This window comes from Erwinia sp. MYb416, from assembly GCF_037479575.1.
GTDB lineage: Bacteria > Pseudomonadota > Gammaproteobacteria > Enterobacterales > Enterobacteriaceae > Erwinia > Erwinia rhapontici.
Genome location: NZ_JBBGYT010000438.1, coordinates 1,866,085 through 1,891,656, shown reverse-complemented (window position 1 = coordinate 1,891,656; position 25,572 = coordinate 1,866,085). Strand labels below are relative to the sequence as shown.

The window sequence follows — 25,572 nt, the reverse complement described above, 5'->3', positions numbered from 1 at the left end:
ATATCTTGCCCTAAAATAGGAAAAAACAGCAAAACAGGTAAGATGATGGCCGCACTGGGTGAGCATTTTCAGCGACTCTATATGCTTTACGCCGCGCATGATGTTGCGCATTTGCAGGTGGATGAAGTGGCACATGCCCTGAGCAGTACGCCGCGTAATGCGCGCATTCTGTTAAGCCGGATGCGGGAATCAGGGTGGATAGACTGGCAGCCCCAGCGCGGTCGGGGAAAACGCTCTTCGTTACGCTTTTTGATCACCCCGCAGGCGCTGCAACAGCACAATCTCAGCGACTTACTGGAGCACAGCCAGTTCGATAAAGCGCTGAAAATGGTCGGCGGCAGCAGTCCGAAGATCAAAGATCTGATCCGCGATAATTTCGGCACCTTTATCACCAACGATGAAGTGCAGCTTAAAATCCCGTATTACCGGGCGATTGACGGGCTGAATCCGCTGCTGCCGCAGCGTCGCACCGAGCGCCACCTGATCCGCCAGTGCTTTAGCGGCCTGACGCGTTACGATCCCTTTCAGCGTGCGGTGGTGCCGGACCTGGCGCACTACTGGTTGCACAACGACAGCTTTACTCAGTGGCAGTTTTTTCTGCGTAAAAACCTGCACTTTTCAGACGGCAGTAAAATCAATGCGGATGAGGTACGCCGCTGCCTTGAACATGCCCGCCATTCGGCGCAATTTCGCGCTCTGTTTAGCGATATCAGCGAGATTTCACTCGATGGTGAATTAAAACTAAGCTTTCTGCTACAGCGGCCACTGGAAAACTTCCCCGGTCTGCTTTCGGTACTGGCCGCGCGGCTATTCAAAACGCGTAATGGTCAGTGGTTGTGCAGCGGCCCGTTTTGCATCAGCGAGCATAGCGATACCGTTCTCTGTCTGCGGCGCAACAGTCACTACCACCAGAGCAGGCCGATGATCGACGAGGTGAATGTCTATCGCTTCGATACGCAGGAGCTGAACATGAGCTTTATCACGCTGCTGCATACGCATCAGGCCGAGTCGATCAATAAGCCCACCGAACGCAAGCTGGAGCAGGGCGGCTGTTTCCTTCTGATTGACAGTGAAGGTCACTGCGCGGATATGCACTGGCGGCGTTTTCTCAATGAGGTGCTGCAACCGCTGGATATTCTGCGCCGCAGCCAGCTGACGCCAAACTACTCAACGGCGCTGGCTTATGCCACCGGGATGCTGCCGGACTGGAACCACCGTATTATCGATTACGGCCAGCCGAACCCCTCCTTTGGCAATAATCGCCCGCTGGTGCTGGCCACTTTTGAACAACCGGAGCTGAGTGAGCTGGCGCGTGGCATTGTCGCTATCCTTCAGCAGCATGGCATCAGTTGCCAGATCAAGCAGGTCAGCTGGCTGGAGTTTATGAGCGGGAAAGTGGAAGGGGCCGATCTGTGGCTGAGCAACTTTATGATCGACTTCGACGATATTTATTCGGCCCTGAGCTGGATGATCCCGGACCCGGTGTTAAAACATCTGCCGCAGGAGATGACGCAGAGCCTGCATCTGCTGATCCAGCAATACAGCCAGCACGAGAACGAGCGCTTTATGCCCGCCATCGCCCGCTGGTTTATGCGCATCACCCAGCAGCGCTGGCTGTTGCCGCTGTTCCATCACTGGCTGGATTACGAATCGGACTCTGCCTTTACCTGGCGCGATCTCAGTACGTTAGGCTGGCCAGACTTCAGCCAGCTGTGGATTGAGTAATCTGAGGGTTATGCGTGTATCTGCTGCTGAAGGATGGCGGTCAGTTCGGCGAAATAGGCTGCTTTATCGCGGGATTTGGCCGTGATTTCATCACATGAAACGTGCAGATCGGCAGCCACCGCCTGCGCCAGTGCCAGCGGGTGGATCTCATCCTCCGCGCAGCCTACCACTCGACGTGAAACCGGCAGGGCACGCAGTGCTTCGCTGTCGAAACCCGGATCGCACAACACCAGACGCCGCAGTAACTGCGGGTCCACTTCCTTGCTGAACAGCGCCTCCAGCGCGCTGGCATTATCAGGGGACAGGGCAGCCAGGGTGGTGAACAGGCCGCACTGACGGAAGGCCTCAAGGCCGGTGTGCACCGGGAAATAGTGCAAATAATCGGCCGCGAGGGCAAACGGCACCATATTGGCGGGGCTGCGCCGCTGATGCCAGGCCGGGCGCACCAGCGTCAGGCTGCTCACGCGCTGCGGCTGCTGTGCGGCCAACCGGGCAACGATGGCCGCCCCCATTGAAATACCGGCAAAATGCGCCTGTTCAATCTCCAGGTGATCGAGCAACGCGCTCAGATCGCTGGCGAACGGGATAATGCCCAGTTGCGCTTCATCCCCCTGCGCAGAACCGCCATGACTGCGGCATTCGAGAGTGATCAGGCGGCAGTCTTCGGCTGTATAACTTTGACGTGTCTGCTGGTGGTCCCCGGTCAGACCGTGCTGGAACACCAGCACCGGGCCCGCCGCACGATTATCGCTGTAAGTTAGCGCCAGCCCCTGATGCGTAAAGGTACTAAGCATGAACCCCTCCCGTCTGCGGTATCAGGCGCGCCAGCAGAGCACTGACGCCAGCGGCATCGTCCGCTGGCAGGCCGTGCGTGACCACACAGCCGTCAAACCCGGCGGTATGCAGCGCGTTGATATACCAGGGATAATCGAGTACCCCGTGCCCGGCGGTAACAAACTCACCGCGGGCATCACGGTCTTTAGCATGGGCAATGGCAATGGCCGGGGCGAGCAGATCCAGGGCCTCACCCATCACGCGCTGCTGCTGGGCCGCATCTGCCTGTTCAAACAGGTTTGCCGGGTCAAAAATAATTTTCAGGCGCGGGTGCTGAAGTTCATCGATCAGCTGACGCGCCCGGGCAGCGGAATTCACAATATTGGCCAGCTCCGGCTCAATACCGAGGTTGACCTGGTACTGGTCGGCTATCGCCAGCGCCTGTTCCATCGAGCGTAACAGTGTGCGCCAGGCGGCGGGGCTGTTGTTCTCCGGGTGCGCGCGCCACTGGTCATCGGCGTCCAGCGTGCCGCTGCACAGTGTTAACAGCGGGCAGTGCAGACGGGCGGCCGATGCCGCAATGGTCTCCAGTGATGCCATCCCCCGTGCAATCACCGCCGCGTCGGGATGCGTCAGATTAAAGGTCGCTGAGATGGCTTCCATTTTTATCTGATGTTTAACGCGTGCTGCGTTGATCTCGTTGAGGATGTTTTCCGGGACGGCCGTGGGCAGGGAGGGCAGCCCGGCGCTGGCGTAGTTAAACTGGGTGGCCTGAAAGCCACACTGTTTTATCAGGGCGAAGTTTTCATCCACGCTGGCGGTGGCGAACGTTTTCGAGAATATGCCGCTATACATCAGACAGACCCCCGCGCGCTGGTGACCGATACACTGCGACCTTCCCGTACCGACTGCTGGATAGCGGCCAGCACCTGAACCACATGCAGACCTTCCTCCACGCTGGTACCGGTCACCGGTTGTTCAGTCAGGATAGCGTGGGCAAAGGCCTCCAGCTGGCGGCGATAAAAATGACCATCGGCGGCTAACGGGCGCTGCCAGCATGCCGTTTTTTCATGGAAAATATCGACATCGCTGGATTTGAACAGCCACGGGTTATAGGTTTTTGCCAGCACGCTGCCGTTTTCGCCATAAAGCTGGAAACCTTCATGCCAGTCCATGCGTACACCAACGCTCAGATCAAGCTGGCCAAGCGCGCCGTTGGCAAAACCGATATCAATAAACCAGCAGTGGACCCCGCCGCGATGCAGGAAACGCGCTTCTACATCGGTGATGGTGCCATTAATGTAAAAGGCGGTATCCACCAGATGGCTGCCGTGTGCCAGCAGATAGTATTGCTGCAAGTCCGCTTTCGGATCGACGCTGGGTTTGCGTTTTGCCGCGCTGGTAATCATTTTTGGCTGCACTGCATCAGTGACAGTGTAACGGTGGCTGTTATCGCCATACCAGCCTTTATACGCCACCGCCTGGCCCATCTCCTGTTGAACGAAATCACGCGCCGCCTGAATGCCGCCATCGAAGCGTTTCATATGGCCGACCTGCAATAATTTGCCGCTGGTCTGCGCAATGTGTACCAGCTCTTCGCTCTCTTCTACCGTGATCCCGAGGGGTTTTTCACACAGCACGTGTTTGCCCGCTTTTAACGCTTTAATCGCCAGGGGCACGTGGAACGCATCGGCGGTGGCGATAATAATCGCATCGACCTTTTCATCATCCAGCATCTGCTGATAATCGGCATACGCCACTTCCGGCGCCCACATCGCGGCCATGCGCTGGCGCAGGTCATCGGCGCTGTCGCAAATGGCATACAACCGGGCGTTACTGGCTTTGATACAGGATTCAAAATGACCCGCCTGCGAGATCGGCCCGCAGCCCAGTACACCGACGTTAATTTTACCCGAAGTTTCCATCACGCTCTCCTTTACCCCTACAGGGATAGTTGAGCTACGGCGGCAGCCGCAGCCTGATGGAGTGATTATCGTCAGGGAAAGAAAACCGGAAAACTGAACATCAACGCGGGGATTTTTTCCGGTTTTAGCCAAAACCGGTCATTTATCGCGGGGGAGGTCACAGTTTACTGCTGTAAGAGGCAGTAAAAGCGGAAACTGCGTGTTTAAAGGGAGGGTGCAGCGGGGGCGGCAAACGCGTGCTGGCGCGGATAGCGCAATGCCTCAATCATGCGTGAAAAAGCCGCTGTATGCTGCTTACGGCTGGGATAATAGAGATAATAGCCCGCAAAGGGTTCGCTCCAGTCGAGCAGCACACGCTCAAGTGTGCCGCTGGCAAGGTGATCGGCGACGGTATCTTCCGGTAAGCAGGCCAGTCCCAGGCCGGAGAGGGCGGCATCAATGCGTGGCACCAGCGAATTCACAATCAGCTGCCCTTCAACCCGCACGCGTATTTCCCGCTGATCCTTCTTAAATTCCCACGCATATAACCCGCCCATGGTCGGCAGGCGCATATTAATACAGTTGTGCTGCTGCAAATCCTGCGGTATTTGCGGGCGACCATAGCGGGCGAAATAATCCGGTGAACCGACCACCGCCATACTCCAGTCAGGCCCGATACGCACTGCGATCATATCTTTCGCCACCTGCTCACCTAAACGCACTCCGGCATCGTAGCGGCCGCTGACAATATCCGTCAGGGTATTATCGACGGTGATTTCCACATTCACATCGGGGTACTGGTGCAGAAACGGTTGCAGGGCAGGCCAGATGGTGGATTGCGCCGCGTGCTCTCCGGCCGTCAGTCGAATATTACCGGCGGGTTTGTCGCGCATTTCTGTAATGGCGATCAGCTCAGACTCTATTTCTGTCAAACGCGGGCCAATGGAATTAATCAAGCGCTCACCGGCTTCGGTGGGGGCCACACTGCGAGTGGTGCGCGTGAGCAAGCGCAGGGCAAGCCGCTCTTCCAGCGCCCGAATCGAGTGGCTGAGCGCCGACTGAGAGACCCCGAGTTTCGCGGCCGCTTTGGTGAAACTGCGTTCGCGCGCCACCACAATCAGGGAAATAAGATCGTTGAAATTATCTTTTAACACGCGAGTCCTCGGCACATCTCAGGGGGAAGGCAGGCAGTGTAGCGCCTGACGGCATTCACGGGTAGGGGGCTTGTGTTCAGGTCGGGCGGGGCTGACCGGAGAAGGTCAGCCATCAAAGTCAGCCATTAGCGCTGATACTGCGCCTCACTCACATGCTCCAGCCAGTCGACCGCTTTACCGTCCTGCGCCTCAGCAATCGCAATATGCGTCATGGTGGTATCCGCTCCTGCACCGTGCCAGTGCTTCACACCCGGGCGGATCCAGACAATATCCCCGGTGGTAATCGCCTGTGCTTCCTTATCCCACTCCTGCACCCAGCCCTGGCCTGCAGTGACAATCAGCGTTTGTCCCAGCGGGTGAGTGTGCCACGCCGTGCGCGCCCCGGCGGAAAACGTCACGGTCGCACCGCCCACGCGGGCCGGTTCAGTAGCGCTGAACGGTGCGTTGATTTCCACCTTACCGGTGAAATAGTCTGCCGGGCCAGCTGCCGCAGGTTTACTGCCGTGTTTAATAATCTCGATCATCTTATTTTCCTCTACATTGATATCTGTCCATCATAGGGGATTAGCGCCATACGATTGAGAACGTCTGGTGTATAGAAGTGATGAAAAAAATTCATAAATCGTCTTTTAAGACGGTAACACGGGCATTTTTTGGTCCTGTTTACGCGCCAGTTCTGTTTTTTTGAGACGGGTGAAGGTGATCTGCGTCACATTTATCGGCAAAAAACAGCGTTCGTTCAGAGACACATCAGCAGAGGCGAAAACCGATATTTTCTGTTTTTCATCAGTCTGTTAAGTCAAATTAAAGCAGCTTTTCACTTTTGGTGTAAGGAATATGTAAGGAAGAATGTCTAATTATTCCTATTGTTACCGTAAATGATAATGATAATAATCGCATTCGCATTCCCACTGGTGCCCTTTGGCACATTTAACCTGCACCAAAGCGGGTTTTCCTCCAGGTAAAAAGGATCGTGAGATGAAAGTCAGGGCGCTATGTTCGCTGATGCCGTTATTAATGGCAGGGCCACTTTATGCTGAAGAAACAGCCGATAGCGGGGGAGATATGGTGGTCAGCGCCAGCCGTACCGCCAGTGAGAAGAAAGATTCCCCGCAGGTCATCACCATCATTACCCAACAGCAGATTGAACAGCAGCGGCAGATCACCTCTGATACTTCACAGATTTTAAGCAACCTGTTACCGTCGTTTTCCCCCAGCCGTCAGAAAATGAGCGGCAGCGGCGAAACCCTGCGCGGCCGCATCCCGCTGGTGATGATTGATGGTATTCCCCAGTCGAACCCGCTGCGTCCTACCGGGCGCGAAATGCACACCATTGATGCCTCAATGATCGAACGTATTGAGGTGATCCACGGTGCCAACGCCAGCAACGGCATTGGTGCCGCGGGCGGGGTGATTAACCTGATCACCAAACGGCCGGAACCGGGGGCGTTTAATCAGCATTTTGGCGTGGAAGCCTCATCTCCGACCTCGCAGCTCAAAGGCGACACCATGGGGTACAAAACCACCTATGGCGTTGACGGGCGCGAAGAGTATCTCGATTACCTGTTCTCGGTAAGCTATGAAGATCAGGGGCTGTATCTGGATGGCAATAACCGCCCGGTGGGGGTGGATAACACCCAGGGCGATCTGATGAACTCCCGCGCTTATGATCTGTTAGGCAAAGTCGGTTACTGGCTGGATGACGATCAGCGCATTCAGCTCAGCGCCAGCTACTACCAGCTCAAAGGCAAAAATGATTATCTCAGCGTCACCGGCGACCGCGAACGCGGCATCCCGACCACCTCGATCAAGGGCACGCCGGAAGGCGAAGCGCCACATAATGAGGTCTGGAGCACGGCGATAACCTACGACAACTACAATCTGGCCGGCATGAAACTGTCGGCGCTGGCGTATTACCAGCAGTATGAAGCCCTGTTCGGATCAACGCTGTCCGGCTCCTTCCAGGATGCCAACATTGCCCCGGTGGGGACGCTGTACGATCAGTCGCGCGCGGTCACCACCAAGTACGGCACCAAAATGGCGCTGACCAAAGACGATATCTGGGACGACTACCTGAAAGTCACCCTGGGCTTCGATACGCTGTTCGACCAGTCTAAGCAGGATCTGTGGGGCACACATCGCACCTATGTACCGGAAATTAAATACACCGATCTGTCGCCGTTTGTGCAGCTTGAAGTCGCCCCCGTGGACTCACTCAAACTGTCCGGTGGCGTGCGCTATGAATATGCACGCCTGGATATCGACAGCTACCAGACCATCGCCAGCGCCAACAGTGTGACGGTCGGCGGCGGGAAACCGAGTTTCGATAAAACGCTGTATAACGTTGGCGCGGTATGGACGCCCGTTGAGCCACTCAGCCTGTTTGCCAACTACTCTCAGGGCTTTGCCATGCCGGATGTCGGCCGTGTGCTGCGCGGCATTAACCAGCCGGGGATGAGTGCAGGGACCTTCCTGAACCTGCAACCGATTGTGACCGAGAATACCGAATACGGTTTCCGCATCGATCAGCAGCCGTTTGATTTTGAACTGAGCTACTACCAGTCCCGCTCAAAGCTGGGTAGCCGTGTTGACCGCGTGGGGGATGTCTACGTAACGCGCCGTGAGAAAACCGAAATCGACGGCTTCGAAGGCACCCTGGGTTATGCGGTCAATGATGATCACCGCCTGAAACTCAGCTATTCGCATATGCGCGGCCGCTATGACAGTGATGAAAACGGTAGCCTGGATGCCAAACTCGATGGTCTGAATGTTTCACCGGACCGCATTATTGCCAGCTGGTCGGCGAACTGGACGCCGCAGTGGAGCTCCTTTATTCAGGCCAACTGGGCGTTAAGCCGCGAGTTTGATGAAGAGGATAAAGACTTCAGCGGTTACGCGCTGGTGGATGCCGCCGTAGGCTATAAACTGCCGCGTGGACGGGTCAACCTGGCAATCTCGAACCTGTTTGATAAGCAGTACATCACCTATTATTCGCAGAGTGCCCTGGTGGAGCCGGACCGCTACTTCTCCGGCCGTGGCCGTACGGTGACGCTGGGTTACAACGTTGATTTCTGATGTCACCCATAATGACCGCCGCAGGGTGCTGCGACTAGGCCTTGGCATATTGGCCGCCGGTGCGCTGTTGCCGCTCAGGGCGCAGGGCACCGCATCCTTGCGCGTGATCACCCTGTTTCAGGGGGCGACCGATGCCCTCGTGGCGCTGGGGATTACCCCCTGCGCCGTGGTGGATTCCTGGAGTGAAAAGCCCACCTACCGCTATCTGCGCACGGCATTAAACGGTGTGCCGCACGTCGGGCTGGAAACCCAGCCCAGCCTTGAAGATATCGTGCTGCTGCGGCCAGATGTGATTATTGCCTCGCGCTTTCGCCACCAGGCGATCGCGCCGCTGCTGAAGCAGATCGCGCCGCTGGTGATGCTCGATAACGTCTACGAATTTAAGCAGACCGTTGAGGCGGTGGGCCGGGCGGTCAATCGTCAGCAGATAGCTGCCGCGTTGCTACTCCGCTGGCAACAGCGCGTTAATCGCCTGCGTCAGTTACTGGAACAGCACTATGCAGCACGCTGGCCGCTGACGGTCTCCGTGCTGGATATCCGTGCGGACCATCTGCGTAGCTATCTGCCGCAGAGTTTTCCCGGCATGATCCTCAGCGAACTCGGCTTTCACTGGAATGAGGCCGCACGCCAGGCAACAGGTGTGTCGATCAAACTCAGCGGCCGCGAAAGCCTGCCAGTGGTCAATGCCGATCTGTTTTTTGTCATGCTGCACGCGGAAAAGTCCGTGGTGCGGGATAACTACCGTGCGCTGGTCAGTCATCCACTCTGGAAACAGATGCAGGCGCCGCAACACCACCAGGTGTGGCAGGTGGACAGCGTGACCTGGGTACTCTCCGGCGGGATTATTGCCGCGAATGCGGTGCTGGAAGATATCGAACGCCTGCTGATTGTGGGGCAGCCAACATGACGCCAGCGATAAAACTGTGCATCCTGGCGTTACTCCTCCTGATGGCCGTGTTGCTCAGCCTGATGGCAGGGGCCAACTGGATATCACTGCCGCAGGTGCTGGCGGCGCTGACCCGGCACGATAGTATGAACCTCCAGCATATTCTGGTGACCACCTCCCGATTGCCGCGTACGCTGATGGCGCTGGCCGTGGGGGCCAGTCTGGCCGTTGCGGGCGCGCTGATGCAGGCGCTGACGCGCAACCCGCTGGCGTCACCTGGCCTGTTCGGCATCAATGCCGGAGCCACCTTCTGTATTATCCTGTGCAGCGCCGTATTCTCACTGGCTTCCCTCAACGCGTTGGTCTGGTGCGCCTTTGCCGGCGCCGCCGTGGCGGGAACGCTGGTGTGGCTGATCGGTACGGCCGGGCGTGGACGTCTTAATCCGCTGCGCATTGTGCTGGCCGGGGCATCGATCACCGCGTTGTTTACCGCCTTTAGCCAGGCGATGCTGGTGATCGACCAGCAGGGGCTGGATACGCTGCTGTTCTGGCTGGCCGGATCGCTCAGTGAGCGTGAACTGGCTGCTGCATGGCCGATCCTGACGCTCAGCGCTGTTGGGCTGGCGGTGACGCTCCTGTTTGCCGGGCAGGTGAACGTGCTGAATGCCGGGGACGATATAGCCACCGCGCTGGGCCAGCGTGCCGGGCCTGTTCGCCTGCTGCTGGCGGGGCTGATTGTGCTGCTGGCAGGGAGCGCCGTGGCGCTGGCCGGCAGCATTGGTTTTATCGGCCTGGTGGTGCCGCATATGGTACGCAAAGGCCTCTCCATCGATCATCGCTGGCTGTTGCCAGGCTGCGCGCTGGGAGGCGGATTACTGTTGCTGTTGGCCGATATCCTGGCCCGCGTGGTGATCCTGCCCCAGGAGGTGCCGGTGGGGGTGATGACCGCGCTGTTTGGTGCGCCTTTCTTTATCTGGCTGGCGAGGCGTGGAGGGCGCTATGGATAAAATTATCGCGCTACGCTGGGGCGCTTTTTCACGCCAGATCAATCTGAACACCGTGTTACGGCTGTTGCTGGCGTTGGGTATTCTGCTGCTGGTGATGCTGCTGTCGCTGGCGCAGGGGAAAGTGACAATGTCACCCATAACCGTGTTGCGGCTGCTGTTTAGCGATGACTCCGGCGGGCTGACGTTTATTGTGCAGCAGCTCCGCCTGCCGCGCATCGTACTGGCGGGGCTGGTGGGTGGGGCGCTGGCGGTATCGGGTCTGATCCTGCAAAACATTATTCGCAATCCGTTAGCCTCGCCCGATCTCCTGGGGATCACCAGCGGTGCCGGGACGGCCGCCGTGATCTACCTGGCCTTCTTCAGTATGACGCTGGGCGACAGTCTGTTGCCGCTGGCGGTTATTGCGGGTGCCGGGCTGGCCACCGCCAGCGTCTGGCTGCTGGCCTGGAAGCAGGGGGCATCACCGCTGCGACTGGTGCTGATCGGCGTGGGTGTGTCGGCGCTGCTCGGGGCGGTGACCACGCTGATCCTGGTGTTCAGCCCGCTGACCACCACGCTATCGGCCTACGTCTGGCTGACCGGCAGCGTATACGGTGCCACCTGGTCGCAGGCCGTTGCCCTGGCGCAGTGGCTGCTGGCGATCCTGCCCTTATTGATCTGGCTGGCCCGTCAGGTAATGGTGCAACAGCTGGATGAGGGGTTGGCAGGCGGCATTGGCGTGCGCGTGCAGTGGCAGCGCGGCGGGCTGTTACTGGTGAGCGTGGCGCTGGCGGGCGTGGCGATTGCCTGGGGCGGGGCGATGGCGTTTGTCGGGCTGATTGCCCCGCATATCGGCAAGCGTCTGGTTGCCGCCGGATTTGCCGGGCAGGCGCTGATGAGTGCGATGGTCGGTGCCATGGTGCTGATACTGGCCGATCTGATCGGCCGCGTGCTGTTTCTGCCCGCCGATCTGCCTGCCGGGATTTTTGTCGCGGTACTCGGCACACCGTTCTTTTTAACTCTGCTGATCACCCAACGTCACTAAGGAAGCTGAACTATGACGGCCATTGCCGCCCGCGATCTGACCCTGAGTTACCAGAATCAGACCATTATTGACGGTCTGGATATTGACCTACCGCAGGGGAAAATCACGGTGCTGATCGGCAGCAACGGCAGCGGAAAAAGCACGTTGCTGCGATCATTCGCGCGCCTTCTGAAGCCGCAGTCCGGATCGGTCCGCGTCAACGGTCAGGATATTCAGCAGCAGTCGACCGTTGCGGTGGCCCGTGAGCTGGCGATCCTGCCGCAGAACCCGGTAGCCCCGGAAGGCATTAACGTGCGCCAGCTGGTGAGCCTGGGGCGTTACCCCTGGCAGAACTGGTTGCAGCAGTGGTCAGCCCGGGATGAAGACGAGGTTAATGCTGCTCTGCACGCTACCCATGTTGCAGGGCTTGCCGATCGTCCGGTTGAGGCGCTGTCGGGTGGGCAGCGTCAGCGGGTGTGGATTGCCATGACGCTGGCGCAGGGCACCGATATTCTGCTGCTGGATGAGCCGACGACCTTTCTTGATGTTGCCCACCAGATTGAGGTGCTGGATCTGCTGCGTGACCTGAATCGCCAGCAGAATAAAACCATTGTGATGGTACTCCACGACCTCAATCTGGCCTGTCGTTATGCCGACCATCTGGTCGCTGTGCATCAGCGCGGCGTGGTGGCGGCAGGGGCGCCGCAGGCGATCCTCAGTGAAGCGTTGGTAAAAACCGTGTTTGACCTGAACTGCCGCATTATCGATGATCCATTCTACGGTACACCGCTGGTGATCCCGCTCAGTAAAGAACACGACTAGCGGGGTAAAGGCCGGTTATTCCGCTTTAGCGAGTAAGGCAATTCTGAGCTGTTGAAGCATTCTGTGAAGCGCCCTCACTGGCTTTCATCCGGGTCATGACGCGAAAAAGCCCGGGGTGATTGACGGCAAATCGAATATAGCCCACCCCGGCATTCAACAGAGCATCATCCGCCCGATGCTGTGCAGGTTCGCGCATGTGCCGGGTTAAGCGGTGGTAGCCTTCTGCTGCCAGTTCATGAAGCAGGCCCGTCATATTGCCAAAATGGTGAGCAGGTGCGGCATGTGACACGTCTGCTTTTCGTGCACATGCGCGCAGAGAGAGCATCTCAACGCCTTCCTTTTCAACAATCTCCAGTGCGGATGCCATTTAATCAGAATATCTTGACAGTGACAAGATAGAGTGTAAATTTCATCTTGTCACCGACAAGATTAAGGCTTTATCTCAGCCGTTTTATTACCGCGTATATTTATCTGGCATTGCACGGAACCTATTCAGTCTTATGGCTGGTGAAGGAAGCGACGTTTCCCGATCAGCGTTTTGCCAGGCAGATCCCTCCTGCATGGGCAGGATGGTTATTCATTTTTGTCCCTCTGGCGGCTTATTATGCCACGCCGTATCTGCTCATCAGCCGTCATGTTATCGCGCCACCGTGGCTGGTTTGCCTGGTGTTGGCACTCTACATTACGGGTATTTATTTACACTATGTCAGTGATGCACAGAAGTTTTATACGTTAAAAGTAAAGAAAGGGTTAATTACAGAGGGGTTATTCGCCTATAGCCGGAATCCAAACTATCTGGGTGAGATTATTATTTATCTGTCGTTCTCATTACTGGCAATGCACGGGTTACCTTTTATCGTCCTGGCAGGATGGTGCATTTTCTTTATCAGGAATATGCGACTCAAGGATCGTTCATTATCACGTTATCCAGAATTTGAACAATACCGCCAACGCAGCCGTTTACTCTAAGTCAGCCCCCCAGAAAGGTTACTTTGTGTTCTGGCACGCCTGCACGCAGCGTTGCAATGCGCCGCTACAGCCACTGTTTTTATCCCGATCGCAGCGGCTGTTCTGCACATAGCAGCTTTGCTGGCAGGCGCTGTTGTCACGGGCGGCAATAGCGTGGGTGCCGGGAGTGAGCAGGGCAACCAGTAACGCAATAAAGAGTGGCATGATGTGACTCCGTTGGGGTTTTACTCTCAGCGTAATCCACGTATGCCATTACGGAAAGAGGGCTATGCATAAAGGCCGATACCACGCATGTTTGCTCGTCGGAACCATAACACAATGGGCCAATCTGTGCGTGATGGTCTGCACACTGACTCAGGTCAACGGCAGGTGTTGCTGACATCATTGGCAACCGGGCTAAGGCCAGCTTGGTGCTCGCGGTGGTTTTTAAACCACGACGGCGATCTCCTGTGGGATTGACATCTTTCCGGTGGGTCGGTGTTAAGAAAACGCCTGATATAGTGGTAGGATGGGACTGGCGGCTATCAGCGAGAAGCGAACACAAGGATGGATAGAAACAGTTATGTTGGATAATGATTTTTGATATTTCTCAGGCGCAGCGCTGAGCTATTTTTCCAAAACATTTTTTTTCGCCATTTTATGTATATTCTTTTTATCTTTAGAGGTTGTAATGCTGAAAGTCATTGCCGAAGATTTTATAAAACCTGATGGGGTTGAAAAAGTTATGCCTTTGTACCGTGAGCTAATATCGGCCACAAAAAAGGAACCTCTTTGCATCGCTTATGATCTGTATATCGATGAAAAGGATCCGGGGCATTTCATTTTTATAGAGGAATGGCCGGATCGTGCAGCGCTTGAATTGCACTGTGCAAGTGAGCATTTCAGACGGATTGTGCCATTAATTGACCTACATAAGCGCAAAGATGCTCAATACATTCTGATGAATTGCCACGTAACCCCACATATTTTATAAAGTCTATACGATCAATATGTTATGCCGAATTGGTAACACATCTTTTCAACTATTGTCCTGTGCCGCCCCTCTCTTTTTGATGTGAGATTATGTCTACTCCCGGCACAAAGCTGCCCACCATTATGTCATCAGCAATGATTCTGCCTGCAACCAGTGCTCAAAATCGTGCAATGCAGATTCATTGACTGCGGTTTCAACCGATTTGACTAAACAAAATGTCTTTCTCAGTTGTTCTGATTGCGGCCAGGGCGAACAAGCGACCCGCTGTTAAGCTCTTTTTCGATATAGATGCGAGGCACCATGGCGACCCCTTGTCCAATGAATGGCTGCGTCAAAGCCACTCCCGGTGAGAATGAAGGGATCGGTTCTGGCCGCGATATTCAAGGTGATGTCCGGGTATAAAGACTGGAAGCCACTGAGGCGGGGGATAAGCCAGCGGCTGCAAAACGTCGGCAGGACGGCAATTTCCAGCGTTCTGCTGCCTTCGGGCATTCCCATAACGTACTGAGTATCGCGTTCGAGCCGTTCCAGTATTTGCCGCACGTGATGGGCATAGCGAGCCCCCACTGGATTGAGCTTTACCCGGGTTCCCGTACGGTCAAACAGTCTGCAATCGAGCAGAGACTCCAGGCGGGCAATCTGACGGCTGATGGCGCCTTCCGTTAATGACAATTCCTCTGCGGCCCGCGCAAAATTACCGTGCCTGGCGGCGGCCTCAAATGCCTGAAGTGAAGCACTGCTGGGAATTTTTCTGCGCATGAATATGACCTTCTCCAAAAAGGGTGATGAACTGTCAGTGATATAATGTCACTAATGGTTGAGTAAATATCGATTTATTACCGAACTGGCGGCTTGTAGGATGAGTAAAAGTCACTAAGCAGGCTAATGAGCACCTGTTATTTATTCATGCCGAGGTCACTATGAGCAATCCGTCATTACCATGCCGTCAGATTGGGGATTTTTGGGTGACAGCCCTCAGCGATGGCACGATGTCAGCGAGCCTGGAGTTACTGTCAGGTATTGAGACCGCAGAAGCGGCGGCTATTCAGCATAACGCCCGGATCGCTGAACCCGGCAATATCCATATCAACGGGTACCTTATTCAGGGCAGGGGGCGGACCCTCCTGGTCGATGCTGGTGCGGGAGGTCTGAACAACGTCGGCGGGCAGCTTAAAGAGACGCTTGCTACTGCTGGCGTCAGCCCCGATGACGTGGATACCGTATTACTGACGCACGGTCATCCTGACCATATTGGGGGTCTGTTGGATGCTGAAGGGCAACCGGTATTTAATCAGGCAGAACTTCATCTCCATCCGCTTGAAGCGAGATACTGGCAGGATGATGAAAAACGAAAAATGGCGAATGAACGTGGGCAGCGCAATTTTGATCTGGCCCGCCGAACGTTAGACGCCTATGCCCGTAAAGTGCGCCTGATTGGTAAGGGCGAGGTGGCTGAGGGCATTCTTCCGGAATGGTTGCCGGGTCACACGCCAGGGCATACGGGTTTTCGCATCACTTCAGGCGATGAATGCTTATTGATTTGGGGAGACATCGTCCATTTCCCCCATATCCAGTCAGCACGCCCCGACGTTTCAATTGTCTTTGACTGTGACCCCCTTCAGGCCAGAGAAACACGGGAAAAAATCATGGCTCAGGCGGTAAGAGAAAATCTGCTTATCGCCGGAATGCACTTAGACAGTACGGGATTTGCCAGGGTGTTTAAGGCGGGTGAGGGATACCGTATTGCCTGACCGGAAAATGAATGGGGGGTCACTCAGATCCTAAAGAATGCACCGAACTCAGGCGCGATTATCCTGCTTGTGCAGGGTTAAATGACTTAACAGTGCCATGAGCAGTACCAGCACTCCGGCACCTAAGGCGACGTAGAATCCAGCGGGTGACCCATTGCTATCAACCACCTGACCCGCGAGGGCGGCGCCCAGTGCAACGCCCACATTCAGCCCGGCCAGCAGCCAGGTCATGCCTTCTGTTAACTGACTTTCAGAAACCTGACGTTCAACGAGCGACATGGCCACGATCAGGGTTGGGGCGAAAAAGAGGCCCGCCACCAGGACGGCGGCCGCCAGCGCGGTAAGATGGGTGACCAGTATCAGAGGGACAGTGGTTGTGGCAGTGGCCAGCCCGCCCAGCCACAACAGCCGATGGAGTGGGGTTTTCAGCTTGAGTGAGCCATACAGTAATCCGGATACACACGAACCCACGGCATAGGCTGATAACACCAGGCTGGCCGCCGCCGGGTGCCCCAGCGCTTCGGCCCAGGCGACACTCACGATATCAATCGTGCCGACGATAACGCCCATCGCTACCATCAGCAGCGCCAATAGCCGCACGCTGGTTATCCGGATGACCGAACCTGAGCCAGTCTTGCTGCAGGAGACGGCCATGACCGGAGGTTCCGTTCCGCGCTGTATCACCAGTGCAAACACGCCTGAAAACAGCAAAAGTGCCGTGAGCAGCAGACCCGCCTGGGGAAACAGCGCGATGGAAAGGCCAATCGAGAGGGGCGGGCCAACAATAAACGTCAGCTCATCGAGCACCGTTTCAAGCGAATAGGCAGTCTGCAAACGCGGCTGGCCCCGGTAAAGTGCCGTCCAGCGTGCCCGTACCATGGCCGACATGCTGGGCATAAACCCCGCCAGGAATGCACCAAAAAACAGAGCCCAGCTGGCAACACTCCAAAAGGAACAGGCGATGAGGATAACAAAACCCGTGACACTGATCGCCGTAGCCGCAGGCAAAACGCGGTGCTGCCCATAGCGATCCACATATCGGGAGATCTGCGGTGACAGCAGGGCGTAGGTCAGAACAAAGGTCGCGGAAATGGCTCCCGCCAGCGCATAGCCTCCGTATTGCTGCGAAAATAGCGTGATAATTCCGATGCCGGCCATCGGCAACGGGATGCGCGCTAACAGGCCCGCAACGGCAAAATGTGCCGTGCCAGGGGCAGTAAAAAGGTCTCGATACAGATTAGCCATCATCATCTCCGGTAGCATTTGCTTGCCACAACGAGGTGACACAGCGACAATACATACAACGCGTATGAATCCAATCCTATATTCATACGGAGTGTTTGTAAATAATCATTCATGTCGTATGTAAGGAGAAAATTATGGTTCGCCGCACCCGTGCCGAGATGGAAGAGACAAGAGCCACATTGTTAGCCACTGCCCGAAGGGTTTTTTGTGAATATGGCTACGCTGATACCTCAATGGATGATCTGACTGCGCAGGCAGGGTTGACCCGTGGCGCGCTTTATCATCACTTTGGTGACAAGAAAGGATTGCTGGTGGCAGTGGTGGAGCAGATTGATGACGAGATGGATCAGCGTCTGCACGCGATTTCCACTCATGCAAATGATCCGTGGGAGGGCTTTTGCAACCGCTGTCGGGCTTACCTTGAGATGGCGCTGGAACCTGAATTTCAGCGCATTGTGCTGCGTGATGCCAAAGCGGTGCTGGGCGGTTCTTCACCTGAATCGCAACGTCATTGCGTGGAATCCATGCGCGGCCTGATTCGCAATCTGATTCAGCAAGGTGTCGTAGACGACGTCGACCCTGAGGGACTGGCTTCGCTGATTTACGGTAGCCTGGCAGAAGCGGCATTCTGGATTGCCGAGGGTGATGAGAGCAATACGCGGCTGACACAAGGCATTACCGCGCTGAACCTGCTACTTCGCGGATTGCGACGGGCGGGCTGAGAGCATGCTGGCACGCGCGGGTAGGGGGGATGCTACGGGAAAACTTTGCTGGCGCTAAGCAAGCATGGCGCACAGGGTTCAGGAATAACGCTGTAGCGCCACAGTAGGGCATTGAGAAAATCAGGTGCTCTTCTTCATGCCATAGCTCAAATTTCTACCAGTTTTGCTTAGCAGGCGAAACGATAAGGTCATTGACGATGACGTTCTGCGGTTGATTAAGCGCATACACCACCGCATTAGCCACATCCTGCGGGCTGATGGCTAACTTATTCAGTTCCTGAGCCACTTTACGGCCTTCAGGATCGGCTACCTTGTCCGCCCATCCGGTATTAATTACGCCGGGACTGATGGTATTCACTCTGATCCCTTTATTGACACCTAAATCCTTGCGCATGGACTCCGTCATAGCATGAACAAAGAATTTAGTGGCGCTATAAACGCCCGCACCGGCGTCAACCTGGTGTCCTGCCACGGATGCCATATTCAGGATCTGACCGTCATTTTTGCTAAGCATAACGGGCAGTACGGCCGCGATGGCGTTCAGATAGCCTTTGATATTGACGTCGACCATCTTGTTCCAGTCGTCCCAGGCAACGTCGCTCCAGCTTGAAAACAGCATCAGGCCAGCGTTGTTAATCAGGATATCTACCGATCCGTATGTGTCAGTGGCGTGCTTAACCAAAGCCCGGGTGTCTTCCGGACGGGTGACATCAGTGACCAGACCAGCAGCGCGGCCACCTCCAGCTTCAATATCACTGACCAGCTTATCCAGGCCGCTCTGATCCAGCGCTGCCGCGACAATATTCACACCGTGACGTGCAAGTTCCAGCGCGGTAGCAGCACCGATACCGGATGATGCGCCGGTAATCACCGCCGTTTTGTTTTGCAGGTAATTCATTTTATCTTTCCTTTCTGTAACAGCGGCGGGACGAATACCCGCCATCAATGTTTATCAATGATTCGCTTCTGGCCAGTCGGTGTAGCCCTTCGCGCCACCGCCGTAATAGGCTTCTTTCGGCGCGATGGTCAGTTCGGCACCATAACGCAGGCGCTTCACCAGGTCCGGGTTGGAAATAAACAGGCGGCCGAAGGCGACGGCATCAATGATCCCGGCATTACGACGACTGATGGCCATCTCCAGGTCATAGTTGTTGTTACCGATGAACGGGCCGTCGAACTGGGCGCTCAGCGCATCCATATCCACATCAGCAGGAACTTCACGCGAGGTTGCCGTTGCACCCTCAACAAAGTGCAGATACGCCAGATTAAAGCGATTCAGCTGCTGGATCAGATAGCCATACATCGCCATCACATTGCTGTCCGGCGGCGTGTTACCCGCATCAGGGGTCACCGGTGACAGGCGGATGCCAACGCGTTCATTGCCCCAGATGTTGACGATAGCTTTCGTCACTTCCAGCGTCAGGCGGGCACGGTTTTCAATTGAGCCGCCCCAGTCATCGGTACGGTGGTTAGTGGAATCGCGCAGGAACTGATCGAGCAGGTAACTATTGGCAGAGTGTACTTCAACACCGTCAAACCCGGCGCGCAGGGCGTTTTCTGCCGCATGCTTGTACTGCTCGATAATGCCGGGAATTTCGTCTGTTTCGAGCGCGCGCGGCGTGGAAACCGGAACAAAGCCGTTAACGGTGTAGGTCTGGCCTTCAGCTTTGATGGCCGACGGGGCCACCGGACGTTCCCCATCAGGCTGAAGCTCAACGCTGGAGAAACGGCCCACGTGCCAGAGCTGGCAGACAATTTTTCCGCCTTCAGCATGAACGGCATCGGTGACTTTCTTCCAGCCTGCAACCTGTTCTTCACTCCAGATCCCAGGCGTAGCCGCATAGCCACGGCCCTGAGCAGAGATGTTGGTCGCTTCTGAAATAATCAGGCCAGCGCTGGCACGCTGCGCATAGTAAGTCGCATGCAGTTCATCAGGAATACCCTCTTCGCCATAACGGCTGCGGGTTACCGGCGCCATGACAATACGATTCGACAGCTGAAGTTTCCCCATGGCAACGGGTGAAAATAAATCGGTACGGGTGGTGTTATCAGTCATAAATACTCCAAGTAGTTGACCAGTCGTCTAGTTTATTGGTAAAAAAAAATGCGGCTATCTGAGCAGCCGCTTTGTCGCACTCATTGCTTTGTCGAATGACGTATCCGGGTCGTGAATTTTTGCCATAAGTGAAGCACCCAGCCAGAGCTGGTAGAGCTCTTCAGCGAGATCTTGTGCATCATCATCACCGGATAATGAGCCATCCTGCTGGCCCTGGCGAATGCATGCCGAAATTCTCGCCACGATGTCGAGGGTTCCTCTCGCCAGTACACTTCGCATGCTGTCATATTGGTCGCACACTTCCGCGCCAAGCTTAACGACAAGGCACTTACTTTCCGGCAGGTCGGCACCCTGTGTCGTTTTCCAGAAGGAAAAATAACGCAGCAGCCGCTCGCGGGCGGGTTCGGCACCGCGCAGTTGTTCATCCACCTGAATAAGGTAGTTGCTGAAATAGTGCTCTAACAGCGCCTGAGCAAACTCTTCCTTGGACTGGAAGTAGTAATAAAACGATCCTTTGGGGATCCCGGCGGCTTTAACAATTTCAGCCAGGCCGACGGCGCTGTAGCCTTTGTGAGTAATCAGCGTTCTGGCTACATCAATGATGTGCTGACGCACGTTAGTCGCTTGTTTTTTCATAGTCCGGTTACTGTAAATTAAAAACTGACCAGTCGTCTAGTTTTGTGAGTAGCATTTTGTGCGATCATCTTTTGTTCGCCGGCAGCAGTCCGGTGGCATACTGTCCGGTTGTTTTGAGACTCTGCAGCGTCGCACCGTCTTTAGCTTCAATCGACATCCCTTCCAGCAAGGTGTTGAGAACGGTCGCCAGCGCGGCGGTATTTGTGTCTACCGGCAGTTGCTTTTCCCGTACGGCCCTGGTGAGTCGCTTATCAAACAGATCTTTGCCTTCCTGCCTGAGCACGCTGACCGCCTTGACAACATCGGCGGACTCCTGCGAGACATTGATGGCAGCAAGCACCACCATGCAACCGCACGGCGCGGAGGGTGACAGCAGTATATCGGCCGATTCACTGAAGAAGTTATCAATGGCCTGGTGAATATTCTCAACCTCTTCCAGCCGTTCCCAGGTCGCTTTCCAGTAAACCTTTTCGTAATAGCTCACGGCTTCCATAAACAGTTTTGCTTTGTTACCGAAGGCGGAGTAGAGGCTGGGCGGATTGATCTCCATCGCTTCACATAGCTCGGCGACTGATGCTGGCTCAAATCCTTTTCGCCAGAAGATATCCAGTGCGCGGAGCAGGGCTTTATCACGATCAAAACTTCTCGGTCTGCCCTTGGGCTTTCCGCTGGCTGTGTTTACACCTGGCGTTTTAATTTATGGGTTCTCAATCTATCGCTTGACACTTTACATAGTGATCACTATACAATAATAACATTACTTAGTGGTCACTACAAAATGGTACCAACAAGTGAAAGAGGGGATCTGAGCGGATACCCGGTTTATTACTACGGAGAAAAAAGATGAGCGACAAAACTTACGTGCAGGAATACAGCGCCATTGTGGCTGTACTTAACCAGTACAACGAAGGCGGTAAACAGGCTAAGAGCGAGATCATGAAGCCCGCTTTTAGTGAACAGGCCACCATTTTTGGCACTGACGGCGACGGTAACCTCACCGGCGGCCCCATCCAGGGGTTGTTCGACGTTATTGACCGCGATTTCCGTCCTTCTCCTGAGGCGAAGGCCGCTATCGTACGCGTGGATATCGTCGGAACCGCAGCCAGCGCACGCATTGATACCGATGACATTTCAGGCTTTCGCTTCACCGACTTTTTCAATCTCCTGAAGGTGAACGGCAGCTGGACCGTGGTCAGCAAGATTTACCACACCCACGTCGCACCCTGATATCCATTTGGTCAGCTCACTGATGCAGCCCGCAAGCAGGTCGGTAACGCTGAAACGGTGGCTGAAGCCTTCCATAAAGACGCCGTGATGTATGGTTTTACCAACGGCAGGCTGCTGGGCGGCCCGGTAGAAAATCTGTACGATTTTGTCCGCCAGAACGGCAGCGCGCCGGATATCGTGACCCGGCTCGATGTACTTGCTATCACGCCGACCACCGCCGTTGTGCGGGTCGATATACCTGACCAGGATGACCCGCTGTGGCATGTGGACGCCGTTATCTGTGCGCTCGGTACCACCATCAAACAATCGGGCAGCCGCGAGGCATTTCGCCAGGTCGATTATGACTACCCGCTGATGTTTGCCAGGCTTGCCAGAACGCACGGCGCGACCGTGTTTGCACTGACGTCCGCAACCGGTGCCGATCCGTCCTCCCGTTGGGCTCGAGGAGGCGCTGGTGCACGAGCAGTTTACTTCTCTTACTCTCGTCCGGCCCGGTGTTATTGGTGGTGCAAGAAAGGATGTTCGCCCGATTGAAATGACGGGTAAACGCTGAATTTATTGATAAGGAAACAGTGATGTCAGTTGTAAAATTTAACGCCATTGTAAAGGCAGATACTCACCGCGTATGGCAAACGCTCAGCCAGTTCGGCCGCATCAGTGAATGGCATCCGGCCATTCGCAGCAGTGAGATTGAAGAAAACCAGCCAGACGGCCTTCCGGGCTGTAAGCGCCGTCTGGTGCTGGACAATGGCGCTGTACTGCGTGAACAGCTGCTTATGCTTGATGAAGGCAGCCAGGCTTTTTCATACAGGTTTATTGAGTCACCGCTGGCAGTGGACAATTATGTCGCTTCGGTGAGCCTGATTCCGCTGACGGGAAAAGAGGAAACAGTGATCGTGTGGCAGGCCAGTTTTGAAGCCCGCTCGCGCGATGAAACGCAAAAGATGGAAGACGTCGTTATGCATCTCATCATGTCAGGGCATAACAGCCTGGCCGATTATCTACAGCAACAGTGAATCCTGAGGAGACCGTCTGAAAATGAACGATTACATCCAGCCTGTTGAACTGGCAAAGGCATATCGTCTGATTAATCATGGCCCGACAACGCTGGTTTCGGCGCAGCATGACGGAACGGAAAACGTCATGGCTGCGTCATGGGTATGTGCGCTGGATTATGGGCCAGCGCGATTGACCGTTGTCCTTGATAAGGCGACCTTCACCCGCGGGCTGATTGAGCAGAGCGGGCACTTTATGATTCAGGTACCGATCGCATCACAGGCTCCGCTGGTGTATCAACTGGGCTCACAATCCCTGTTCAGCGATAAGGACAAACTGGCCCGTTCAGGCGTGACGCTTTTTCACCTTCCTGACGTAGATGCACCACTGGTTTCAGGATGCGCCGCCTGGCTTTATTGCGAGCTTATCCCCGAAGAGCATAACCAGCAGGCCTATGATTTGTTTATTGGCGAAATCAAGGCTGCGTGGGCTGACACGCGCATTTTCAGGGACGGACACTGGCAGTTTGAGCACGCCTCTTCAGACTGGCGAAGCCTGCACTACATCGCCGGCGGACATTTCTACACCACCGGCGAGGTGCTTGAGGTGCCGGATGTACCCTCAGTTACCCCAGGCGCCCCTCAGGGCTGAAAATGCATGTGATATCCGTCACAACTTACCTCTCTTCTGGCCACGCGGTTCATGCATGGCCAAAGAATACGTTTTTCGATGCGGGTGATGTTCCGCCTAAAGTAGAGTATTCGTTGAGTGAGGATGGTCGTGAGCTCAATTATTTGTTTTCCACTCTGTCCCAGTCAATTAATAACTGTTTCATAATCATTAAATATTTTCATCAACAGGACCCTTGGTATTTCCTTTGCAGAGATTCTGAAACGAGTGCTCAGGCGCGAGGCAATCACAGCGGATGTAAGTTTGTTACCGTTATAGGCGATGGTCATCTGCTTGCCGATGTTCTGTCGGGTCAGGGTCGATAATTTCTTCCCACATTCATCGGTGAATTTCATGATTATATTCTCATTATCCACTTCATCCGTCTCAACATACTGAATGGACTCTACACATTCAGAGTCGAAGGAAGTATTTTCCCCTGAGACCGAAAAATCAAAATCTCCTTTTGCTGCAACCGATGTCAATGGGATGAGTGCTACGATTAACAACGCCCCAGATTTGATATACATTCTCATCTCCTTGTTTTGGTAAGGATTATACATGAATCCTTATGAAACACAGCCTGGCGGCTTCCCATAAATTAGCCTATCGCAATGTAAGCAACACCCGCTCCTGACACGGTGAACAGTCTCGGAGACATCAAGGTCCGCGGTGAGCGAGAAGCAAAGGTTCTGGTTGCTACTTAGAGTAGGATAAGATGTCGAGGTTAGCCGTGGTGATATCTGAAGAAGGGCTATTGAAGGGCGTTAAACATTTGCCGTCTGGCCGCTATCGCAGGCCGCAAGATCATGCTTTGGCACAGAGCAGTGCCAACTGAGCACCCAATACGCCAAGGATAGGTTGAAATATAACATCTCCAAAGCGCCTTGACGGGCAATACACTAGAGCGTCAATGACTAACAAAAATCTATGGATATAAACCTTCTTGGCTTTATGCCAGCGTTACTCCCTGTTGCACTGTCCCCCGGAGCAAGCTTCACTCTTGTTATGAGTGGTGCTCTGGCAGGTGGTCAAAGAGGATTGTTCAGGACTCTTGCCGGAACGGCTTTGGGCATTTACACCCATGCAGTTCTAATAGGCCTTGGGATAACCGCTGTGCTCATCTCGTCTCCAGAAACTTTTGCTGTGTTGAACGTTTTTGGTACCGCCTATCTGCTTTGGTTAGGGGTGATGCTCATTCGCAACGGCATAAGGGCAAATCCAGGAGGGTTTGCTGATGCAAAGCATTCTGTGACGTTAAGAGAGGCCTGGATAGCCAATGTTTTGAATCCTAAAGCCATTATTTTCTATCTGACTGTCGTTTCGCAGTTCGCAGGGATACAGGGAGGCGTTTGCAACTATCTGACACTGGCGTCAGTACATGTCGTGGTTATGTGCATTTGGCTTTACGCCGTCAGTCAAACACTGATCTTTTCAGTTAAAAAAGCCAACCCAACAATGCTCAAAAAATACGTCAACATTGCCGGCGGAATGTTGCTTATTGTTTTTTCTCTGCACAGCCTGATCCCGTAATTCATCACTTATAGCGACAACGGCCGCTCCTGTCACCTGGATGCCGAGGGTAAGGCTTGAAGGGCAGCGGAGAGCGAGGAGCGGAAGTTATGCCTGAGCGCTAACGGTTCACACTTCATATCAGTCAGCGCGATCAGAAAAACTACGCGTGGGCGATTGCCCGGCCTGATATCTACAACTACAGTCAAAAGTAAACATAACAAGCGTTCATAATGCCCGGCCACGAGTCCTTTGAGAGTACAAGTTCTGCTTTTAGCAGAAAACAGCGGAGGTGAATGAGATGGTTGATGAAAACATGCGAATTACGGACAGTCATGAGCTTGAGAAACTTTACGGTGCGGTCGCAAAATCTTCTTTAACGAAGGTGACAGACCATATTCATCCTGCCTACCGACCCTTTATCTACCGCTCATTCTGAACTCGATAGCTCTGCCATCATCAAACT

Annotated in this window: 27 protein-coding genes and 3 pseudogenes; 16 read left to right on the top strand and 14 right to left on the bottom strand. The window is 54.8% G+C overall.

The window, feature by feature from the left end; translation table 11 throughout:
- Positions 1-42: 42 nt before the first annotated feature.
- Positions 43-1,725: an SgrR family transcriptional regulator gene (locus WH277_RS18620; protein WP_171148446.1), complete on the top strand. Its 1,683-nt coding sequence runs from the start codon at positions 43-45 to the stop codon at positions 1,723-1,725.
- 8 nt (positions 1,726-1,733) lie between these two features.
- Here WH277_RS18620 and WH277_RS18615 read toward each other — a convergent pair whose 3' ends face one another.
- From WH277_RS18615 to WH277_RS18595, 5 genes are all read right to left on the bottom strand, one after another.
- Positions 1,734-2,519, bottom strand: coding sequence for an alpha/beta fold hydrolase (locus WH277_RS18615; protein ID WP_339506283.1), 786 nt, complete (start codon positions 2,517-2,519; stop codon positions 1,734-1,736).
- Positions 2,512-3,354, bottom strand: coding sequence for a sugar phosphate isomerase/epimerase family protein (locus WH277_RS18610; RefSeq protein WP_171148448.1), 843 nt, complete (start codon positions 3,352-3,354; stop codon positions 2,512-2,514). The genes WH277_RS18615 and WH277_RS18610 overlap by 8 nt, the downstream gene beginning before the upstream one ends.
- Positions 3,354-4,424: a Gfo/Idh/MocA family protein gene (locus WH277_RS18605; protein WP_133842008.1), complete on the bottom strand. Its 1,071-nt coding sequence runs from the start codon at positions 4,422-4,424 to the stop codon at positions 3,354-3,356. The genes WH277_RS18610 and WH277_RS18605 overlap by 1 nt, the downstream gene beginning before the upstream one ends.
- 203 nt (positions 4,425-4,627) lie before the next feature.
- Positions 4,628-5,557 carry a LysR family transcriptional regulator gene (locus tag WH277_RS18600; RefSeq protein WP_339506280.1) on the bottom strand — a complete coding sequence of 310 codons (930 nt, stop codon included), beginning with the start codon at positions 5,555-5,557 and terminating at the stop codon, positions 4,628-4,630.
- A 125-nt stretch (positions 5,558-5,682) separates the two neighbouring features.
- Positions 5,683-6,078 carry a (R)-mandelonitrile lyase gene (locus WH277_RS18595; RefSeq protein WP_208868825.1) on the bottom strand — a complete coding sequence of 132 codons (396 nt, stop codon included), beginning with the start codon at positions 6,076-6,078 and terminating at the stop codon, positions 5,683-5,685.
- A 457-nt stretch (positions 6,079-6,535) separates the two neighbouring features.
- On the opposite strand from WH277_RS18595, the gene WH277_RS18590 reads away from it, so the two are divergent.
- The 5 genes from WH277_RS18590 to WH277_RS18570 are packed head-to-tail and all read left to right on the top strand — an operon-like array spanning position 6,536 to position 12,350.
- A complete protein-coding gene (locus WH277_RS18590) occupies positions 6,536-8,632 on the top strand; it encodes a TonB-dependent receptor (RefSeq protein WP_192933168.1) in 2,097 nt (698 codons plus the stop codon).
- On the top strand, positions 8,622-9,539 hold the full coding sequence (locus tag WH277_RS18585) for an ABC transporter substrate-binding protein (protein WP_227534525.1): 918 nt from the start codon (positions 8,622-8,624) through the stop codon (positions 9,537-9,539). Before WH277_RS18590 ends, WH277_RS18585 begins: the two co-directional genes overlap by 11 nt.
- Positions 9,536-10,525, top strand: coding sequence for a FecCD family ABC transporter permease (locus WH277_RS18580; RefSeq protein WP_159336623.1), 990 nt, complete (start codon positions 9,536-9,538; stop codon positions 10,523-10,525). The genes WH277_RS18585 and WH277_RS18580 overlap by 4 nt, the downstream gene beginning before the upstream one ends.
- Positions 10,518-11,549 carry a FecCD family ABC transporter permease gene (locus WH277_RS18575; protein WP_166653695.1) on the top strand — a complete coding sequence of 344 codons (1,032 nt, stop codon included), beginning with the start codon at positions 10,518-10,520 and terminating at the stop codon, positions 11,547-11,549. The genes WH277_RS18580 and WH277_RS18575 overlap by 8 nt, the downstream gene beginning before the upstream one ends.
- A 12-nt stretch (positions 11,550-11,561) precedes the next feature.
- A complete protein-coding gene (locus WH277_RS18570; RefSeq protein ID WP_339506276.1) occupies positions 11,562-12,350 on the top strand; it encodes an ABC transporter ATP-binding protein in 789 nt (262 codons plus the stop codon).
- A gap of 25 nt (positions 12,351-12,375) precedes the next feature.
- Here the strand turns inward: WH277_RS18570 and WH277_RS18565 are convergent, their stop codons facing one another.
- Complete coding sequence (locus WH277_RS18565) at positions 12,376-12,717, bottom strand: TetR/AcrR family transcriptional regulator (RefSeq protein WP_339506275.1); 342 nt, start codon at positions 12,715-12,717, stop codon at positions 12,376-12,378.
- Positions 12,718-12,857: 140 nt separating this feature from the next.
- On the opposite strand from WH277_RS18565, the gene WH277_RS18560 reads away from it, so the two are divergent.
- On the top strand, positions 12,858-13,319 hold the full coding sequence (locus WH277_RS18560) for a DUF1295 domain-containing protein (RefSeq protein ID WP_339506273.1): 462 nt from the start codon (positions 12,858-12,860) through the stop codon (positions 13,317-13,319).
- Between the two features lie 18 nt (positions 13,320-13,337).
- On the opposite strand, the gene WH277_RS18555 is transcribed toward WH277_RS18560, so the two are convergent.
- Positions 13,338-13,523, bottom strand: a complete 186-nt coding sequence (locus tag WH277_RS18555; RefSeq protein ID WP_171148455.1) for a hypothetical protein — start codon at positions 13,521-13,523, stop codon at positions 13,338-13,340.
- Positions 13,524-13,989: 466 nt separating this feature from the next.
- Between WH277_RS18555 and WH277_RS18550 the strand changes: the two genes are divergently transcribed.
- Complete coding sequence (locus WH277_RS18550) at positions 13,990-14,292, top strand: putative quinol monooxygenase (protein WP_227534522.1); 303 nt, start codon at positions 13,990-13,992, stop codon at positions 14,290-14,292.
- Between the two features lie 120 nt (positions 14,293-14,412).
- Here the strand turns inward: WH277_RS18550 and WH277_RS18545 are convergent.
- A pseudogene (locus WH277_RS18545) lies at positions 14,413-15,051 on the bottom strand (LysR family transcriptional regulator).
- 161 nt (positions 15,052-15,212) lie between these two features.
- Between WH277_RS18545 and WH277_RS18540 the strand changes: the two are divergent.
- Positions 15,213-16,043 (top strand): MBL fold metallo-hydrolase, encoded by an 831-nt coding sequence (locus tag WH277_RS18540; protein WP_167864915.1) that lies wholly within the window; start codon positions 15,213-15,215, stop codon positions 16,041-16,043.
- A 48-nt stretch (positions 16,044-16,091) separates the two neighbouring features.
- On the opposite strand, the gene WH277_RS18535 is transcribed toward WH277_RS18540, so the two are convergent.
- A complete protein-coding gene (locus tag WH277_RS18535) occupies positions 16,092-17,288 on the bottom strand; it encodes an MFS transporter (RefSeq protein WP_339506267.1) in 1,197 nt (398 codons plus the stop codon).
- 134 nt (positions 17,289-17,422) lie between these two features.
- On the opposite strand from WH277_RS18535, the gene WH277_RS18530 reads away from it, so the two are divergent.
- On the top strand, positions 17,423-18,010 hold the full coding sequence (locus WH277_RS18530; protein ID WP_133842017.1) for a TetR/AcrR family transcriptional regulator: 588 nt from the start codon (positions 17,423-17,425) through the stop codon (positions 18,008-18,010).
- Positions 18,011-18,164: 154 nt separating this feature from the next.
- Here WH277_RS18530 and WH277_RS18525 read toward each other — a convergent pair whose 3' ends face one another.
- The 4 genes from WH277_RS18525 to WH277_RS18510 all read right to left on the bottom strand — a co-directional run bounded on the left by WH277_RS18525 (position 18,165) and on the right by WH277_RS18510 (position 21,306).
- Positions 18,165-18,908, bottom strand: coding sequence for an SDR family oxidoreductase (locus WH277_RS18525; RefSeq protein WP_159336629.1), 744 nt, complete (start codon positions 18,906-18,908; stop codon positions 18,165-18,167).
- Between the two features lie 54 nt (positions 18,909-18,962).
- Complete coding sequence (locus WH277_RS18520) at positions 18,963-20,066, bottom strand: alkene reductase (RefSeq protein WP_339506264.1); 1,104 nt, start codon at positions 20,064-20,066, stop codon at positions 18,963-18,965.
- A gap of 54 nt (positions 20,067-20,120) precedes the next feature.
- A complete protein-coding gene (locus WH277_RS18515; protein WP_339506262.1) occupies positions 20,121-20,702 on the bottom strand; it encodes a TetR/AcrR family transcriptional regulator in 582 nt (193 codons plus the stop codon).
- Between the two features lie 64 nt (positions 20,703-20,766).
- On the bottom strand, positions 20,767-21,306 hold the full coding sequence (locus WH277_RS18510) for a TetR/AcrR family transcriptional regulator (protein ID WP_339506423.1): 540 nt from the start codon (positions 21,304-21,306) through the stop codon (positions 20,767-20,769).
- A 239-nt stretch (positions 21,307-21,545) separates the two neighbouring features.
- On the opposite strand from WH277_RS18510, the gene WH277_RS18505 reads away from it, so the two are divergent.
- The 4 genes and pseudogenes from WH277_RS18505 to WH277_RS18490 all read left to right on the top strand — a co-directional run bounded on the left by WH277_RS18505 (position 21,546) and on the right by WH277_RS18490 (position 23,576).
- On the top strand, positions 21,546-21,929 hold the full coding sequence (locus tag WH277_RS18505; RefSeq protein WP_339506260.1) for a nuclear transport factor 2 family protein: 384 nt from the start codon (positions 21,546-21,548) through the stop codon (positions 21,927-21,929).
- A 54-nt stretch (positions 21,930-21,983) separates the two neighbouring features.
- Positions 21,984-22,463 (top strand): annotated as a pseudogene (locus WH277_RS18500) (nuclear transport factor 2 family protein); the annotation flags it as partial.
- Between the two features lie 41 nt (positions 22,464-22,504).
- Positions 22,505-22,945 (top strand): SRPBCC family protein, encoded by a 441-nt coding sequence (locus tag WH277_RS18495; protein WP_133842023.1) that lies wholly within the window; start codon positions 22,505-22,507, stop codon positions 22,943-22,945.
- A gap of 22 nt (positions 22,946-22,967) precedes the next feature.
- Positions 22,968-23,576 carry a flavin reductase family protein gene (locus WH277_RS18490; protein ID WP_212812725.1) on the top strand — a complete coding sequence of 203 codons (609 nt, stop codon included), beginning with the start codon at positions 22,968-22,970 and terminating at the stop codon, positions 23,574-23,576.
- A gap of 164 nt (positions 23,577-23,740) precedes the next feature.
- Here WH277_RS18490 and WH277_RS18485 read toward each other — a convergent pair whose 3' ends face one another.
- Positions 23,741-24,124, bottom strand: coding sequence for a SecDF P1 head subdomain-containing protein (locus tag WH277_RS18485; protein WP_339506258.1), 384 nt, complete (start codon positions 24,122-24,124; stop codon positions 23,741-23,743).
- Between the two features lie 400 nt (positions 24,125-24,524).
- Between WH277_RS18485 and WH277_RS18480 the strand changes: the two genes are divergently transcribed.
- Both WH277_RS18480 and WH277_RS28785 read left to right on the top strand, forming a co-directional pair.
- Positions 24,525-25,127: a LysE family translocator gene (locus WH277_RS18480; protein WP_159336640.1), complete on the top strand. Its 603-nt coding sequence runs from the start codon at positions 24,525-24,527 to the stop codon at positions 25,125-25,127.
- A gap of 280 nt (positions 25,128-25,407) precedes the next feature.
- Positions 25,408-25,539 (top strand): annotated as a pseudogene (locus WH277_RS28785) (pyridoxamine 5'-phosphate oxidase family protein); the annotation flags it as partial.
- Positions 25,540-25,572: the final 33 nt, after the last annotated feature.